This is a genomic window from Gracilimonas sediminicola, assembly GCF_024320785.1.
In the GTDB taxonomy this organism is placed as follows: domain Bacteria; phylum Bacteroidota; class Rhodothermia; order Balneolales; family Balneolaceae; genus Gracilimonas; species Gracilimonas sediminicola.
Genome location: NZ_JANDBC010000002.1, coordinates 531049 through 546882 on the forward strand (window position 1 = coordinate 531049; position 15834 = coordinate 546882).

Consider the following 15834-nt stretch of genomic DNA (forward strand, 5'->3'; position numbering starts at 1 on the left):
GCATGTCCCTGACCAATAAGGCAAAAGCATACATCCGGAAGCATCACAAAAAGAAAAGTGCTGCCGAAATTGCTGAAAAGTTAAATCAGAATAAGGAAGACGTTCAGGCTTATATCAATGAAATCAGCGAACCTCTTCCGTTTAAAAAGAAAGCTGCTTTCTACGCCATCACGTTATCCATCCCTGTTCTCTTCTTTATCATTTTAGAAGTTGTTTTGCGCGGAGTTGATTACATGGGCAATACGGAACTGTTCATTGACCCGAACATTCCACAGGGTGAATACTATATGCCCAATCCGAATTTTGCGGCCCGCTATTTCTTTTACACCAAAACCATTCCAAATCCCTCTTCCGATGTATTTCTTCAGGAAAAACCGGAGGATGCTTTTCGGGTTTTTGCCATGGGCGGTTCCAGTGCAGCGGGATATCCTTATGGATATAACGGAACCTTCTCCAGAGTTGTAAAAGACATGCTGACCGACGCCATTCCCGACCGCAAAGTGGAAGTTGTGAATGTGGCAACCTCAGCCATCAACACGTACACCCTTTTCGATCAGGTGGATGAAATCCTGGAACAGAAACCGGATGCTGTAATGATTTATGCCGGTCATAACGAATTTTACGGAGCTCTCGGGGTCGGTTCTAATGAGAACCTGGGAGCCTTTCCCGGTTTTGTACGCTTTTATTTAAAACTTCAGCGGTTCAAAACTTTCATGCTGTTGCGGGAAATGATTGTGAATTCCGGACAGTGGATCGCAACAACATTAAGTGATGAGGAACCAACCACTGGCACGCTGATGGAGCGGATAATCAGCGATCAATCTATAGAGCTAAACGGACCAGAATATGAACTGGCTATGATTCAGTTTCGGAGTAACATGGAAGCGATCGTTCAAAAGTTTGCCGATGCGGATGTACCGGTTTACCTCTCAACCATTGCCAGTAACGTAAAAGACCAGCCGCCTTTTGTTTCAATTGAAGAGGATCAAAATCCTCCGGCTGATGAGATTTACCAGGAAGCAACATCAATGTACCAAAGCGGCGATACTACTTCAGCCAAAGAGCAATTTGAGTACGCCAAAGACCTGGACGGACTCAAATTCCGGGCCCCTTCGGATATCAACAAGATCATAAACTCACTGCCCGCTTCTTATCCCAATACAACATTAGTTCCGGTTCATAGTGCTTTTGAAGAAGCCTCCACGGATGGCATCATTGGGAACAGCCTGATGCTGGAACACCTTCATCCCAACCAAAAAGGATATTTTTTAATGGGAAAAAGTTTTGCAGAAACCCTATTGGGTGACTTGGCAAAACAGGGATTTGCTTCTCCTGGGGGATTAACCACTGATTCTTACTTTGATGAGATGTATATCTCAGACTTTGACAACAGAATTGTGCACCACCGGCTTCGAACTCTTAAGCAAGGATTTCCTTTTGTGATTGACGGCAGAGAAACCCCCTATCAGTTTAATTATGAGCCGGAAGGAATGGTTGACAGCCTCGCCTTTGGAGTGGTTCATAAAAACATTCGGTGGGATGCAGCCAAGGTGGAGCTGGGGAATTACTTCCAAAATCAGGGAGAGATTGACAAAGCGCTGCTTGAATACAAAGGGCTGATTCGAAATCAACCCTGGAACGACTCTCCCTACGTTTTTGCCGCCCGGATGCTAATCAATCAAAATAATTTTACTGATGCAGAACCTTATCTGAGGAAAGCTTATGAACTGGCTCCCCGTGAGGCTTTCATCACCAAAATGCTGGGCTCTATTGAACTGAACAAGGGTAATGCGGAAGAAGCTATCCGTTTCCTGGAAGAATCCCGGCAAATCAATCCTAAAGACCCGCAGATGTTGTATAATCTTTCCGGGGCTTATGGAACCAATCGTGAATTTGATAAAGCGCTGGAAATTGCGAACCGGGTAATTGAACTCAATCCCAACTATCCCGGCATTCAGCAGTGGAAGCAGCAACTCGAACGAATTTTAAACTCAAGAAGAAACTAATTCATCATGGCATTAATGATATCCGTCTCGGGCATCCGGGGCATTTTTGGAACCGATCTCACCCCGCAAAACTTAACCCGATTTACAGCTGCCTACGGAACCTGGCTGAAAGGCGGAACCGTTGTTGTGGGAAGAGATTCCCGTGTGACAGGTAAAATTTGTGAAGACATCATCGCGGCCACCCTGGCATCGGTGGGTTGTGATGTTATCAAGGTCGGCGTTGTGCCTACCCCTACGGTAGCGATGGGCGTCCTGAAACATAAAGCCGCGGGTGGAATCATTATTTCTGCCAGCCATAACCCGGCTCAGTGGAATGCGCTCAAATTATTGAACAGCAAAAGTGAATTCCTGGATGCCGATCAGGGGAATGAGGTTATTCGCATTTCGGAAAGTGAGCAGTTTGAATATCAACCGTACGATAAAATTGGCGTTATTCGGGAGGACGGAGATCTACTGGATCACCACATCGAAAAGATATTAGACCTGCCATACATCCATGCTGACAAAATTGCTGACAGGGATTTCTCTGTGGCCGTTGATGCAGTAAACGGCGCCGGCTCTGAAGCCATCCCAAGGCTGTTAGAAAAACTGGGAGTGAAAACGGTTCATAAAATCCACTGCACCCCTAACGGTTTGTTTCCCCATAACCCGGAACCATTGCCCGAACATCTCACCGAAATCTGTGATTTGGTTAAAGAGAAACAGGTTGATCTGGGAGTGGTAACCGATCCCGATGCCGACCGGCTTGCCCTGGTAGATAACAACGGGAAGCTTTTTGGAGAAGAATATACCCAAGCCGCAGCCTTTGATTTTATACTAAACAAAAAGCCCGGCCCTTGTGCCACCAACCTGTCTTCATCCCGGGTTTCTGATGATGTTGCCCGCGAGTATGACCAAACCTGTTACCGCTCTGCAGTAGGTGAAATTAACGTAGTAAAAGTGATGCAGGAACAAGATGCCGTTATTGGTGGTGAAGGAAACGGCGGAGTTATTTGTCCGGATCTGCATTACGGCCGGGATGCACTGGTCGGAATAGCCATGGTGCTGCAGCTGCTTACCGAAAAAGACATGAGTTCATCCGAATACAGAGCCACGCTGCCGGATTACTTCATGAGCAAGAATAAAATCCAGCTGGATGAGCTTGGCAAAGATGCTGATGAAGTGCTCGAAATGGTTGAGGAACACTTCTCCAGTCTGGATCCCAACACAGTAGACGGGGTGAAAATAGACTTTGCCGAAGGCTGGGTTCATCTTCGGAAATCAAATACCGAACCTATTATCCGTATTTACTCAGAAGGGAAATCACCGGAAGCAGCCAAAGCATTTGCCGGGAAGATTTTTGATTTGTTGAAGTAAACGGATTTTTGAAAAAGGCATAAAAAAACCGACTACCCTGCTCAGGATAGTCGGTTTTCTTTATTGAGTAGTCTTTTATTTAATCAGCATCATTTTCTTTGTTGCTGTAAAGGTATTGCTTTCTAACCGGTAAATATACATTCCACTTGCTAAGCTGGAAGCGTTAAAAGAAATCTGGTGATGCCCGGCTGATTGCCGCTGGGAATTAATCAGTGTAGCTACTTCCCTTCCTAACAAGTCATACACTTTAAGTGTCACCTGGTTGTTGGCGGGTAAATCGTATCCAATAGTTGTTGTTGGGTTGAAAGGGTTGGGATAATTTTGTTTCAACTCAAACTGCTCTGGCGTAGTTGAAGCTACATCTTCAACAGATACTGCTCTTTGAGTATTAAACTCGTAAATACCTGCTCCTGTGTATGTTCCTACCCATGTGGTACCATTTGCATTATGGCTAATGTCATAGATTCTTCCTGCAGGAAGTTCGTGAGTTACCCAGCTTTCTTCGGCAACTTTGAATATGGCAACAGTCGTTGAACAATCAACCCAAATATTTCCTTCAATATCGGCCTCTAATGCTTCGGCGCCACTCCAACAACCTACATCGGCAGGCATACTAAATCTTGCAAGATCATCTCCATCCCACTTCATCAATTTGAAAGCATTAGACGTATCTTGAGCTACAAACCAAAGATTATGCTCATTGTCTGTAGCCAATTTCGAATACCCGATTCTAATTATACTTGTATCAGGTTGCCAGACTGACCAATTTTGTCCATCGTAACGAATTAACTCGTTAGATGTAAAACCAGCTGATAGTGCATATATCATATCATCCGGACCTTGCGCAAAATCTAAAATTACAGTACCAATGGTAGAAGAATCCCGAGGAAAAAGGGTGTAATCTGTGCCATCAAACATTAAAATTCCTGCAGATTCTGAGTAGCTCGTATCCTCATAACTGGTAGAATAACTTCCCATCCAGATATTTCCATCCCGATCTTCGTAAATACCTTCTCCATAAAAGCCGCTGTACTCATCAACAATAGAAATCTCCCCATCTTTTAGGTAACTCATATTTCCATTGGTACCAAACCAAACAGTGCCATCTGATGCCGCATATATTTTCCAGGAATACCGATCTGATAAGCCATCACTTTCATCGTAGTACGTCCACGTGTTTCCATCATAATAGGTAGTGCCAAAAAAACCACCGGACCAAAATCCACCATCCGAATCAGCTTCTACCGCAAATGCAGGGTTCCCCGGAAGGCCATTATCGGTATGAGAAGACAAATATTCCCAATCTCCTCCATCGTGTATAAAAGCGCCGGGGCGATGATTAAAGATATCTACTCCATTTTGATTGGAAGCAATTTGTCTTATTCCTTCAAGCGTTTCTCCTTTATCTGATACTCCGGTTAGTTCAGACCAAGAAGAACCGTCATACATGTACACAGCTTCTCCGCCACAATACAATTGATTACCAGAGCCAAATGTAAGACTACTACATTCACCCGAAGGAATATCAGTTTCATCAAAGCTTGTCCAATTAGTTCCGTCAAAGTGAGCTACTACAGTTGCTGAATCGGGATGAAAGGCCACCCAAATATCTCCATTCTGATCCGTTTCCAGTCCAATTACATTATTTACCGGCAGACCACTATTACCACTCGTATATATGTGAGTCGGTGATAAACTGGCAGAAGAATATACTATTACGCCGTCAGAAGTTGCTGCCCATACATCACCAGCTCCATCTACAGTGAAGTCTCTGACTCCATCTTCAGCATCAACCAATTCTTGTACACTTGTTACTGTATCTGTTACAGAATTGGTTTCGGGATCAAGAACAGCAATCACGCTGGTGTAATACGTAGTATCGAAATCAATGCCACTGCCAACATATTCAGTCTGAATGTACGGCCTGCTGGCCAGCCACATAGCACCATTCCCATCAAATGCGATATTTCTCACACGATCTGAGAGGGTATCTTCAGTATTGAATGTTAGTGCATCTACACTGGTTAGATCGCTGTTAAACTTTTGTAAACCTGTGTCTATACCCACCCAAATATTTCCCTCGCTGTCTTCAGCAAATACATTTACGCGAGCCTCCAGCTCTTCTCCTGCATCTAAGTGACTCCAAACTCCATTATCCAGTATATCTACTGCATAATTGCCATGAAAATTCGCTTGAAAAAAATAACGCCCTTGACTATCCACAAAGGTGTTATCTATAAAAAATGAAGACAACTCATTATCGCCAGTATTGCGTGGTGTATACTGCATGTTATAGTTGTCAGTTATTTTAGACCGTTGAGCAACTCGAGTGAATATATTGGAAGACCTATTTTGATACGCTTCCGCATTCATCAATGCTTTTCTTTCCTCTATCATCTCTTCAAAAGACGTGGTCTTCTTCTGCGCCTGTGAAGCTGTAACGCAGAATACAGAGATAATTATAGTTGAAAGTAGAAACTTTAAATGATTCATGTGTACCCCTTTTTTATTAGATCTAAATATCTATATCAGAATATTCCGATAGAATTTAGAAATCCCCTTAATAATTTAACGATTGTAAAAAAAACAACTTCAACCTATTAAAAAACGCATGGTTGTGTAGTTTTTATGCTTTTTCTACGTCCAGTTGTGCTTTGAAAAGTAGCAATTTCATGCGTATAACAAGAGGAACCGAAAGATGGCGCTTCCATGTTGTTGAGCAATCTCTCCTTTGATCAAAAATTAAATAGAAACCAATAAATCGACTCCAGTATTAAGACCAAGTAGCTTAAAGAAACTAAATCGCCTTCATTTATTGTTCTAACTAATGCAAATACAATGATTTTGTTAGAACAATAATTAAATATTACACCTAATTTGTCTGAAGAAAAACAGGAAAAGCAGAGAGAAAAGAAAAAGAAAACCGGGAAATGGTCTCCCCAACAAAGACCGGGTAATTTCAGCTGGACCAGCGCCCTGCTCTGGCTGATCGTTATTGCACTGTTTTATAACTGGTACATGTCTGGAGATGGGTTTACCGGCTCCGCTGAAATAGAATATTCTGAGTTTAGAAAACAACTTAATAATGGAAATGTAGAGCGCGTCCGGGTTCAGGGAGATTATATTCAGGGAGAATTCAAGTCTCCACAGGTTTTGAATATATCTGAAGACGATACCCTTCAGTCAAAAAACTTCTCCACCTACATCCCCTCTTTTGGTGATGACAACTTATACGCCCAACTTGAGAAATATGATGTAGCCATTTCCGCCCGTCCAGAATCTGACTATGACTGGTGGTACATCGTCCTGATCACCCTTCCCATACTGTTCATTTTATTTATGGGCTTCATGTTTTACCAGCGGATGAAATCTCAAAGCCAGGGAATTTTCAATATCGGGAAAAGCAAAGCCAAACTGCAGGAACCGGAGAAACAAGACACTACCTTCGATGATGTGGCAGGCCTCGACAATGCCAAAAAAGAGCTCCAGGAAATTATAGAGTTTTTAAAAGAACCGGACCGGTTTAAGGAAATCGGAGCTAAATTACCCAAGGGATTGCTGATGGTGGGGCCTCCCGGTACCGGTAAAACCTTGATGGCTAAAGCCGCAGCGGGTGAGGCCGATGTCCCATTCTACAGTATTTCCGGTTCCGATTTCATGGAAATGTTTGTTGGGGTTGGAGCTAAGCGGGTCCGCGATATGTTTGAAAAAGCGAAGAAAACCTCCCCCAGCATTATTTTCATTGATGAAATTGACTCCATTGGCCGGAGGCGCGGTGCCGGACTTGGCGGTGGACATGATGAGCGCGAGCAAACCCTGAATCAATTACTCTCGGAGCTGGACGGTTTTGAGCCCACCGAAAGCGTAGTGGTTATGGCCGCAACCAATCGTCCGGACATTTTGGATAAAGCACTGCTTCGACCCGGAAGATTTGACCGGCGAATCACTGTAAACCTGCCCAAACAATCGGCCCGGCACGAGATTCTTAAAATTCACGCCAAAGGAAAGCCGTTCGCAGAAGACGTGGATTTAGAGCAGATTGCCCGGAGTACACCCGGGTTCAGCGGTGCCGACCTGGAAAACCTGCTTAATGAAGCCTCGCTGTATGCCGGCCGAAATAAACGGAAGGAAATTGTGATGGATGATATCGACCAGGCTCGTGATAAAGTGCTGATGGGACTTGAACGAGATGGCATCACCATTGATGACGACGAGAAGAAAATGCTGGCCTATCATGAGGCAGGACATGCGCTGGTGGCAGCTATTTTGCCCCACTCCGATCCCATCCACAAGGTCACAATCATACCCCGGGGCAAAGCAATGGGCGTAACCCAGCAGCTGCCGGAGAAAGAGAAATACATTTATAAAAGAGAATATCTCCTCGACCGATTAGCGGTAATAATGGGTGGAAGAGCCGCTGAAGACCTCATTTTTGAAACATCAACCAGTGGAGCTCAGGACGACCTGAAGCAGGTCGCTAAACTTTCCCGAAAAATGGTGCTGGACTTAGGCATGAGCGACCGTTTCGGACATGTCTCCTTCGGGAGCGAAGAACAGGAAGTATTTCTGGGAAGGGATATGAGTCGCCAGCGGGAATACAGCGATTCCACCGCCCGGGAAATTGACGAAGAAGTTCAGAAAATATCAGAAGAGGCATTCAACCGTGCCCTGAATACTCTTAAAGAAAACCATGAAGTATTAGATAAAGTCGCCAATCTGCTTCTTCAAAAAGAGGAGATTTCAGGTAAAGAAGTAGATGAGTTGCTTGAGAAGTCTGAATCAGACAAAACACAATAATCTGTTACCAAATTAATTCTTACTATTGGTGAGAACAGCAAAATTAAATTCCACAGTTGTGAAAACAAACCTGACTTTCCTGGCCGTATGTATTTTGGCTTTGAGCAGCAATGCTTTTGCCCAGAATACCGATACTTTAGAGCAAAAACTACCTGATGATATCGTATATACGCAGCAGGACGTTGCCATCTTTTCGGACATCATCCAACAGTTTGAGCCCCAAAAAGATCAGCCCATCCATAAGCTGATTCCGGATATCGGGCGGTATTTTTTGGGGAATGAGTATGTAGCACATGCCCTGGAAGTAACCGACGAAGAGAAGCTGATTGTCAATTTGAGGGATTTAGACTGCACTACCTATGCAGAAAACCTCCTTGCTTTGGCTCGAACCTTAAAATCTGATCAGGCAACCTTTGAACGATACACTCTGGAACTTGAAAACATCCGGTATCGTGATGGGAAGAAAGGAGATTACCCTACCCGTCTGCACTATTTCAGCGACTGGATTTATAATAATGCCGCCAACAATCTTGTAACCACCCCGGCCGACAGTTTTGGTACCCCGCTGGACGTGGAGGTTAATTTTATGTCAACGCATCCCGATAGCTACAAGCACCTTCAACGAAACCCTGCTTTCATTTCTGTTGTTGCTGATCAGGAGAAGGAAATATCCGGCAAGAATTATTTCTATATCCCCAAGGAAGAAATTGAAGACAAAATGCATCTGTTACGTGAGGGGGATATCATCGGGCTTACAACCAGCATTGAAGGCCTGGATGTAGCTCACGTTGGTGTTCTGGTAGAAGTTGAAGGCAAACTGCACCTGATGCATGCTTCACAATCGAACCTGAAGGTTGAAGTTTCTGATGAGCCGCTGAGTTCCTTCCTCAAACCAAATTCAAAAAATACCGGAATCATGATTGCACGTCCGGTGGATACTATAAATTGATTTAAACACGCTTAAGAATGCTTACCTGGAAAGACCTTAAAGATTTTGCAAAAAATGGTACTCCCAATCCAAGCCGCCGAGTTGAGAAGACCGAGGAAGAATGGAAACAGGAACTCACGGATGAACAATTCGCCATCACCCGGCTAAAAGGGACGGAACGCCCCGGATCCAGCGACATGTGCTATCGGTTTGATCCCGGTTTATATGCCTGCGTTTGCTGCGGCACCGAACTCTTCGACGGGACTTCTAAATTCGAAAGCAGCTCCGGATGGCCTTCCTTCACCCAGCCTGTAGAAGAAAGTGCTGTGAAATATGAAATGGACACCTCACACGGCATGGTACGAATAGAAGCTCTTTGCAATGTTTGTGACGCGCATTTAGGGCACGTTTTTCCCGACGGACCTGAACCCAGTGGTCTTCGCTATTGCATGAATGCCGTTAGCCTGGAGAAAGTAGAGGAAGATAAATAAGGTTATTTCTCTATTTCAGGAAGGTAATCGCCGGGAACCATTTTACATACCGGAGTATATCGCCAAACTCCCTTTATTTCTACAGCTCGTGGACTTTCAAAGAAACCGGTATCTGAAAACTCCACATTCTCAGAGTTTAATGTTATCCAGGATGTTTGATGTTTATACATGTCCAACCCCATGATATTATTAGGATCTACCACCTCTTTATTGACGTATTCTATCCTCATCTCATCTTCAAACTTCAAAATGTTATTCCCGTTCAGATTATTCGGAAAAACCACTTCGTATTTTTGCTTCTCAACATCCGTAACGTTTGAGGAAGAGTAAGCCATAGCTGATGTATTGTTAACAAACTGCCCCGAATAAAGTCGGTACCCAAAATATAGCGGAGATTTATCGCTGGCCATGGCTATCAAAAAGTGGCGTAATGAACCATTAAAATATGTGAGGCGATTTTTCTCCCAGGTTTCTGCTTGTTCCTGATTCTTCGGGGTCATTTCTTCGAAGAAATAATCCGCATCTATATTTAAACCGATAATTCCACTGTATTCTTTCGAAACATATTCGTTTAGAGTTATGCTAATCTTATAGCCAAGGTCTCTATTCAAAACGGTAAGATCAATGGGCCCCTTAACCCACAGCGTTTCTTCATCGTAATCTGTGAAAGTAAGTGCCTGGGGATTCACAAGCTCACAGTCTAAATTGTCATTAATATAATAGCTAATGAACTTATTAATTTTCTGTTCTTTACTTGCAATTTCCTTCTGCCTATTACTCTTTTCGCTCTGCCCTTCATCAGGAAATGATGATACTTCATTAGAGTCAGTATACCCTCCTCTGCTTAGCTGATTCTCAAGAACAAAATCGTGAATCCTTCCATCAGAGTTCTCGATCGCAGCTCTTGTTTGATCTCCTTCAAACCCAGCTGCCTTTACATGTATCTCATAATATCCCCTTGGTACAGCTAATGAGAAAACGCCATCCTTATCTGTAAAAGTATGAATGGTTGTACCCTCTACCCAAACTTTTGCATCTGCAATAGGCTCACTGCTTTCTTTCTCTAAAACTGTTCCTGTAAACTGAGTTTTAGGCAGTGAGGCCGTTTCACTGATTACTTTATATCCACTGGTGCAGGATACTGTGATGAAGGAAATAATAATTAGGAAGAGCAGATATCTGCTTTTAATATACATATGTTGTTAATACTTAGCTTTGTGGAATCAATTTATAATAGTAATAATCAGCGCTTTAATAGTGTTTACTATCGTTTATAGCGTTAAGAAATTAGCATTTCTTTCGCTCCTCATTTTCGGGTTTTTCAATATTTTAAATATAAATTTAAACTCAGCTTGTTCACAGAAAACCCGATTAAAAGAGGCTGATTGCCAGCCCTAATGTAAATCCGGCCCTGAACAGGTGTCCGTTACCGGCGTTATTTTTCTGAATACCTGTCAGATCGTAGCCGGCTTTAAAACCACCAAAAGCTGATGTGTTTTCATCCAGGCTATAGCGGATTTGAACCCCGGCTTCTCCCATCAAAATAAAAGATTTCATTTCATCCGAGATATCCAGCTCTAACTGTGCAACCCCGTCTTCATCCCGGAACAAGTAACGTTCGTTATTTACCGCGGTTACAAATGTGGGGCGAAGACTCCCTTGAAAACCTGCCTCAACATCACCAAAACGCAACGAGTAACCGGCTTCTACCGGCACATCAATCAGCATAAATTCGTAATCCATAGGGATGATTGCCGGAAGTTGAGGTCCTCCCTCTCGTTGATATGGATCTGAATCATAATCTCTGCTCAAATTCACCTGCGAAAACCCAACACCTGTCTGGATGTGAACTTTGGGATTGATACGGTAAATCAGTCCCACACCTCCCTGAAACCCCGAACCGAAATTAGATTCATATTCATTGCTTTCATGCTGAATGATGTTGCCGAAATTCGGTCCTGCTTCAATGCTCAGTTCAATCTTTTGCTGTGCAAAACCGGAACTGATACATATAAACGCGAGCACAGCAACTAAAACAATTCTCTTTACCACGGGTTTTCCAGATCTTCTTTTGTGTAGGTATGTTCGCGGTAGTTATACATACTTCCTTTGGTGTCTTTCAACAACAGCGGATCATTCCCGAACAACCGAAACAACAGGGCAATGGGGGTTACTACGAGATAATAAACCAGCGAAAGTAATACCCGGGAATTGAACCAACCCAGTCCTTCAGCCAGTTTGTACCATCCCCAAACTATTCTATCGCCAATGGGCGGGATAAAAGACAACAACCCAACTATTAAAGCAAGGTAGGCGATGACTTCACTATCAAAGATAGCGGCCAGTACCAGAAACCCGGTTACAATCACCAACTGTGTTTTGGGTGTTGACGGATCTTCCTTGATAAATTCGAGAGATCGAGGTTCCAGCATATTAAAACAGGGTATAAATGAATGGAGCGATGGATGAACCACCTCCAATCACAATTAAAAATCCGAGCAAAAGCAACACAATGATAACCGGAGCCAGCCAGAATTTCTTTCGCTGCTTCATGAAGTTCCATAAATCTTTCAGTGTTTCCATATATCAATCCTTCTCAAACGTAATTTCCTTTTCCCATTCTGGTTGTTCGGTTTTATCAAAGATAAAATCACCGACTACAAGATAATCCATTTCCGTATTCATAAAACACCGATATGCATCTTCCGGTGTGCAGACAATCGGTTCACCCCGAACATTAAAGCTGGTGTTGACCACCATCCCCACTCCGGTACGTTCCTTAAATGCACTTAACAGCTTCCAGTATCTTGGGTTCGTTTCTTGATGGACCGTTTGAATACGAGCTGAAAAATCGATGTGAGTAATGGCCGGAAAAGCAGACCGCTCAAAGGCCAGTTTTTCTCTGAGTGGTAGTTGGTGATAGTTCTCCGGAAGCTCTTTACGATGTTCCTCTTTCACCTCCTGAACCAAAAGCATATACGGTGAGTCTGATTTCAACTCAAAATATTGTCCTGCATCTTCTGCCAGCACCGACGGCGCAAACGGCCTGAACGATTCCCGGTATTTGATCTTCAGATTCAGCTTTTTCTGCATCTTTGGATTTCGGGGATCTCCTAAAATAGATCGTGCACCTAAGGCACGGGGACCAAATTCCATCCGTCCCTGAAACCATCCAACCACATTCCCTTCATCCAGCCATTCTGCTACTCTGGGATAGAGCTTTGGTTCATCCAATTTCTCATAAACAGGTTTGAATTTTTTGGTCTGCTGTAGGATTTCAAATTCATGAAAATCCGGCCCCAAATAACTGCCCTGCATGGCTTCAGGTTGCTGAGGCTTCCTGCCTTTCCCAAAATAAATATGATGGGCTGCAAGTGCTGCCCCAACCGATCCGCCCGCATCTCCAGCCGCCGGCTGAATAAAAATGTCATCAAAAATCCCTTCATTCTGAATAACCCCGTTGGCCACACAATTAAGAGCAACCCCTCCGGCAAGGCAAAGATTCTTTGAGCCGGTCAAACGCTGGGCCTCCTTTGCCATTTTCAGCACCACTTCTTCGGTTACTTTCTGAATGGCAAGGGCAAGATTCGCTTCATGCTGCTGCAGCTCCGCTTCTTCTTCCCTCTTTGGGAAGCCAAAGAGTTCTTCCCACTTCTTTTCCTTCACCATTTTTAGTCCGGTGGCATAATCAAAGTAATCCTGATTCAGATAAATGGAGCCATCGCCATTGAGCTCAATCAAATCTGTCTTAATTTTAGAAATGTACTCTTCCACCATTTTGGAATTCGGATTCCCATAAGGAGCCAGTCCCATAAGTTTATACTCCCCGGAATTCACCCTGAATCCCAAAAAATAGGTAAAGGCCGAGTAGAGCAGTCCCAGCGAATGCGGAAAAGTTAACTCCCGGTGAATGGTGATTTCAGAACCCTTTCCTGAGCAAATGGAGGCGGTGGCCCACTCTCCCACTCCATCGATGGTGAGAATGGCCGACTCTTCAAAAGAGGATGGATAAAAGGCACTGGCTGCATGACTCAGATGATGTTCGGGAAACAGCAGCTTCAGCTCTTTTCGGTCATAATCTCCGATCTTAGCAAGCTCCTCGTGCATCACCCGTTTCATGAACATTTTTTCCTTTAACCAAACAGGCATCGCAGTTATAAAAGACTTCACCCCGCGCGGAGCAAAAGAAAGGTAGGTTTCCAACAGACGTTCAAACTTCAGCAACGGCTTATCATAAAAAGCGATGGCGTCCAGTTCACCGAGCTTAATGTCAGCAAAATCCAGGCAAAACCGAATAGCGTTAGACGGAAATCCCTCATCGTGTTTTTTTCGGGTGAACCGTTCTTCCTGGGCTGCGGCTACAATCCTTCCATCCTGAATTATACAAGCCGCCGAGTCGTGATAAAAAGCTGAAATTCCTAAAATAGTCATATCAAAAATTGAGTGGCTGCCAAGATAACAAAACTTCGCTTTCATTGAATGGATTAGTGTTGAGTGATAAAGTGATGAAGTGATATCGTGATATAAAAAATTCGTAAATCGAACCTGGCAGGTGAGTAGTTCAGGTATAGATCTTTCGGAGGTATCCTCAAGATGACACCACTCCTCACCTCATCACTTTATCACTTCATCACCCTACCACTCCCCAATTCGAGTAAAGTTTTTAAAGGGGCTATACTTTCGTATTTTCTCGCTCAATTTTCATCATTAAGATTATCATGATTATATCAATGACCGGCTTTGGTCGCGGAGAAGCCTCTGAAAATGGCATCACGGCCACGGTTGAAATTAAATCACTAAACAGTCGCTATCTGGATCTGAGTATTCGCCTGCCTCAGCGTTTGCAAGACAAAGAACTTGAAGTCAAGGAACTGGTTCAGAAAACGATTAATCGTGGTAAACTGAATATTACTGTTTACCTGTCGGAATCAGAAACGGGTGAGCCTTCCATCCGGGTGGATGAAAAGAAAGTGAAAGGTTATTGCCGAATTCTGGATAATCTCAGGGAAGCAGCCGGCATCTCAGATCCCATTTCCATCAAAGACATAACCCAGTTTGGTGATGTGTTTATTAATGAGGAAGAAGATGAAGAAGTGCTGGAGCAAAAATGGAAAGTGGCTGAAAAAGCACTTTCAGAAGCGGTGGAATCTCTCCTGAAAATGAGAACCCAGGAAGGCAGTCAGCTTAAAAACGACCTGGTGGACCGCATCGAGTTTATCGATGAAAATCTGGAAATTATCACCACGGAAACGGCCGGGCGAGCTGAAGATGCACGGGATAAGCTGCTGGAACGGATCAACAACCTGATTGAGGAAGATAAAATTGACCCCGAACGACTGGAATTGGAAGTAGCCATTCTTGTTGATAAAATGGATGTAACGGAAGAGATTGTTCGTCTGCGCTCACACCTGAAATTCTTTATTGAAGCCGTTGAACAACCTGAACCGGCCGGCCGACGACTCAACTTCCTGACCCAGGAGATCAACCGTGAGCTCAACACCATCGGTTCCAAAGCTAACAACTCCGACATTGCCCAGTATGTAGTAAAATGCAAAGAGGCGCTGGAGCAAATCCGTGAACAAGTCCAAAACGTGGAATAAAATAGATTATAGTTCTGAGTAGTGAGTATTGAGAATTCCCCTCAATACTCACTACTCAAATCTCGCTACTATATAGTATGAAAAAAGGTAAAGTCATCATATTGGTTGCACCCAGCGGAGGCGGAAAAACGACCCTCGCGCGCCGGCTATTTAAAGAATTTGAAGAGCTTAAGTTTTCTGTTTCGGCAACCACCCGTCCTGCCCGGGAAGGAGAAGTGGACGGAAAGCACTATTATTTCCTCACTGACGTCGATTTTGACCAGAAAACAGCCGAAGGCGAATTCCTGGAATGGGAAGAATTCTATGGGGGAAAGAAATACGGCACACTGCGTTCAGAAGTTGATAAAAAACTAAATTCAGGCTATTTTGTTCTGCTTGACATCGAAGTAAAAGGTGCGGTGAATATCAAAAAGATTTACGGAGACGAAAGTCTCAGTTTATTTATTAAACCGCCTTCAATTGATGTTTTGAAGCAGCGCTTACTTGCCCGCGGAACCGAAGATGATGAAACACTGGCTTTGCGGCTCGAACGTGCCAAAGAAGAACTTACATATGCTGATCAGTTCGATCAGGTTATTATAAATGACAATTTGGATACGGCTTATGCAGAGGTTAAGAAAGCCGTTGTCAAATTCATGAATCAAAACTGATACCAT

At 43.7% G+C, this 15834-nt stretch carries 13 protein-coding genes; 7 read left to right on the forward strand and 6 right to left on the reverse strand.

What is annotated here, in order from left to right; genetic code table 11:
• Positions 1–2 precede the first annotated feature (2 nt).
• Complete coding sequence (locus tag NM125_RS12170; protein WP_255135212.1) at positions 3–2006, forward strand: SGNH/GDSL hydrolase family protein; 2004 nt, start codon at positions 3–5, stop codon at positions 2004–2006.
• A 6-nt stretch (positions 2007–2012) separates the two neighbouring features.
• Entirely contained in the window at positions 2013–3362 is a 1350-nt protein-coding gene (gene glmM, locus NM125_RS12175) for a phosphoglucosamine mutase (RefSeq protein WP_255135213.1), read from the forward strand.
• 75 nt (positions 3363–3437) lie between these two features.
• Here glmM and NM125_RS12180 read toward each other — a convergent pair whose 3' ends face one another.
• A complete protein-coding gene (locus NM125_RS12180) occupies positions 3438–5855 on the reverse strand; it encodes a two-component regulator propeller domain-containing protein (RefSeq protein WP_255135214.1) in 2418 nt (805 codons plus the stop codon).
• A 384-nt stretch (positions 5856–6239) separates the two neighbouring features.
• Here NM125_RS12180 and ftsH point away from each other — a divergent pair, with 384 nt between their 5' ends.
• Genes ftsH through msrB form a run of 3 tightly spaced genes read left to right on the forward strand, consistent with a single transcriptional unit; the run spans position 6240 to position 9578 of the window.
• Entirely contained in the window at positions 6240–8159 is a 1920-nt protein-coding gene (gene ftsH, locus NM125_RS12185; protein WP_255135215.1) for an ATP-dependent zinc metalloprotease FtsH, read from the forward strand.
• 58 nt (positions 8160–8217) lie between these two features.
• Complete coding sequence (locus NM125_RS12190) at positions 8218–9108, forward strand: N-acetylmuramoyl-L-alanine amidase-like domain-containing protein (RefSeq protein WP_255135216.1); 891 nt, start codon at positions 8218–8220, stop codon at positions 9106–9108.
• A 17-nt stretch (positions 9109–9125) separates the two neighbouring features.
• Complete coding sequence (gene msrB / locus NM125_RS12195) at positions 9126–9578, forward strand: peptide-methionine (R)-S-oxide reductase MsrB (RefSeq protein WP_255135217.1); 453 nt, start codon at positions 9126–9128, stop codon at positions 9576–9578.
• A 2-nt stretch (positions 9579–9580) separates the two neighbouring features.
• Here msrB and NM125_RS12200 read toward each other — a convergent pair whose 3' ends face one another.
• From NM125_RS12200 to NM125_RS12220, 5 genes are all read right to left on the reverse strand, one after another.
• On the reverse strand, positions 9581–10774 hold the full coding sequence (locus tag NM125_RS12200; RefSeq protein ID WP_255135218.1) for a carboxypeptidase-like regulatory domain-containing protein: 1194 nt from the start codon (positions 10772–10774) through the stop codon (positions 9581–9583).
• Positions 10775–10949: 175 nt separating this feature from the next.
• Entirely contained in the window at positions 10950–11630 is a 681-nt protein-coding gene (locus tag NM125_RS12205; RefSeq protein WP_255135219.1) for an outer membrane beta-barrel protein, read from the reverse strand.
• Positions 11624–12010, reverse strand: a complete 387-nt coding sequence (locus NM125_RS12210; protein WP_255135220.1) for an SxtJ family membrane protein — start codon at positions 12008–12010, stop codon at positions 11624–11626. Before NM125_RS12210 ends, NM125_RS12205 begins: the two co-directional genes overlap by 7 nt.
• Before the next feature lies 1 nt (position 12011).
• Entirely contained in the window at positions 12012–12161 is a 150-nt protein-coding gene (locus NM125_RS12215; protein WP_020403364.1) for a DUF5989 family protein, read from the reverse strand.
• A gap of 3 nt (positions 12162–12164) precedes the next feature.
• Positions 12165–14009 carry a carbamoyltransferase family protein gene (locus NM125_RS12220; RefSeq protein ID WP_255135221.1) on the reverse strand — a complete coding sequence of 615 codons (1845 nt, stop codon included), beginning with the start codon at positions 14007–14009 and terminating at the stop codon, positions 12165–12167.
• A 287-nt stretch (positions 14010–14296) separates the two neighbouring features.
• On the opposite strand from NM125_RS12220, the gene NM125_RS12225 reads away from it, so the two are divergent.
• Entirely contained in the window at positions 14297–15178 is an 882-nt protein-coding gene (locus NM125_RS12225; protein WP_255135222.1) for a YicC/YloC family endoribonuclease, read from the forward strand.
• Positions 15179–15255: 77 nt separating this feature from the next.
• A complete protein-coding gene (gene gmk, locus NM125_RS12230; protein WP_255135223.1) occupies positions 15256–15828 on the forward strand; it encodes a guanylate kinase in 573 nt (190 codons plus the stop codon).
• The last annotated feature ends 6 nt before the right edge of the window (positions 15829–15834 follow it).

Coding starts and splice junctions, on each gene's coding strand:
- NM125_RS12170 (WP_255135212.1), top strand. CDS start 3: ATGTCCCTGACCAATAAGGCAAAAGCATACATCCGGAAGCATCACAAA.
- glmM (WP_255135213.1), top strand. CDS start 2,013: ATGGCATTAATGATATCCGTCTCGGGCATCCGGGGCATTTTTGGAACC.
- NM125_RS12180 (WP_255135214.1), bottom strand. CDS start 5,855: ATGAATCATTTAAAGTTTCTACTTTCAACTATAATTATCTCTGTATTC.
- msrB (WP_255135217.1), top strand. CDS start 9,126: ATGCTTACCTGGAAAGACCTTAAAGATTTTGCAAAAAATGGTACTCCC.
- NM125_RS12200 (WP_255135218.1), bottom strand. CDS start 10,774: ATGTATATTAAAAGCAGATATCTGCTCTTCCTAATTATTATTTCCTTC.
- NM125_RS12210 (WP_255135220.1), bottom strand. CDS start 12,010: ATGCTGGAACCTCGATCTCTCGAATTTATCAAGGAAGATCCGTCAACA.
- NM125_RS12215 (WP_020403364.1), bottom strand. CDS start 12,161: ATGGAAACACTGAAAGATTTATGGAACTTCATGAAGCAGCGAAAGAAA.
- NM125_RS12220 (WP_255135221.1), bottom strand. CDS start 14,009: ATGACTATTTTAGGAATTTCAGCTTTTTATCACGACTCGGCGGCTTGT.
- NM125_RS12225 (WP_255135222.1), top strand. CDS start 14,297: ATGATTATATCAATGACCGGCTTTGGTCGCGGAGAAGCCTCTGAAAAT.
- gmk (WP_255135223.1), top strand. CDS start 15,256: ATGAAAAAAGGTAAAGTCATCATATTGGTTGCACCCAGCGGAGGCGGA.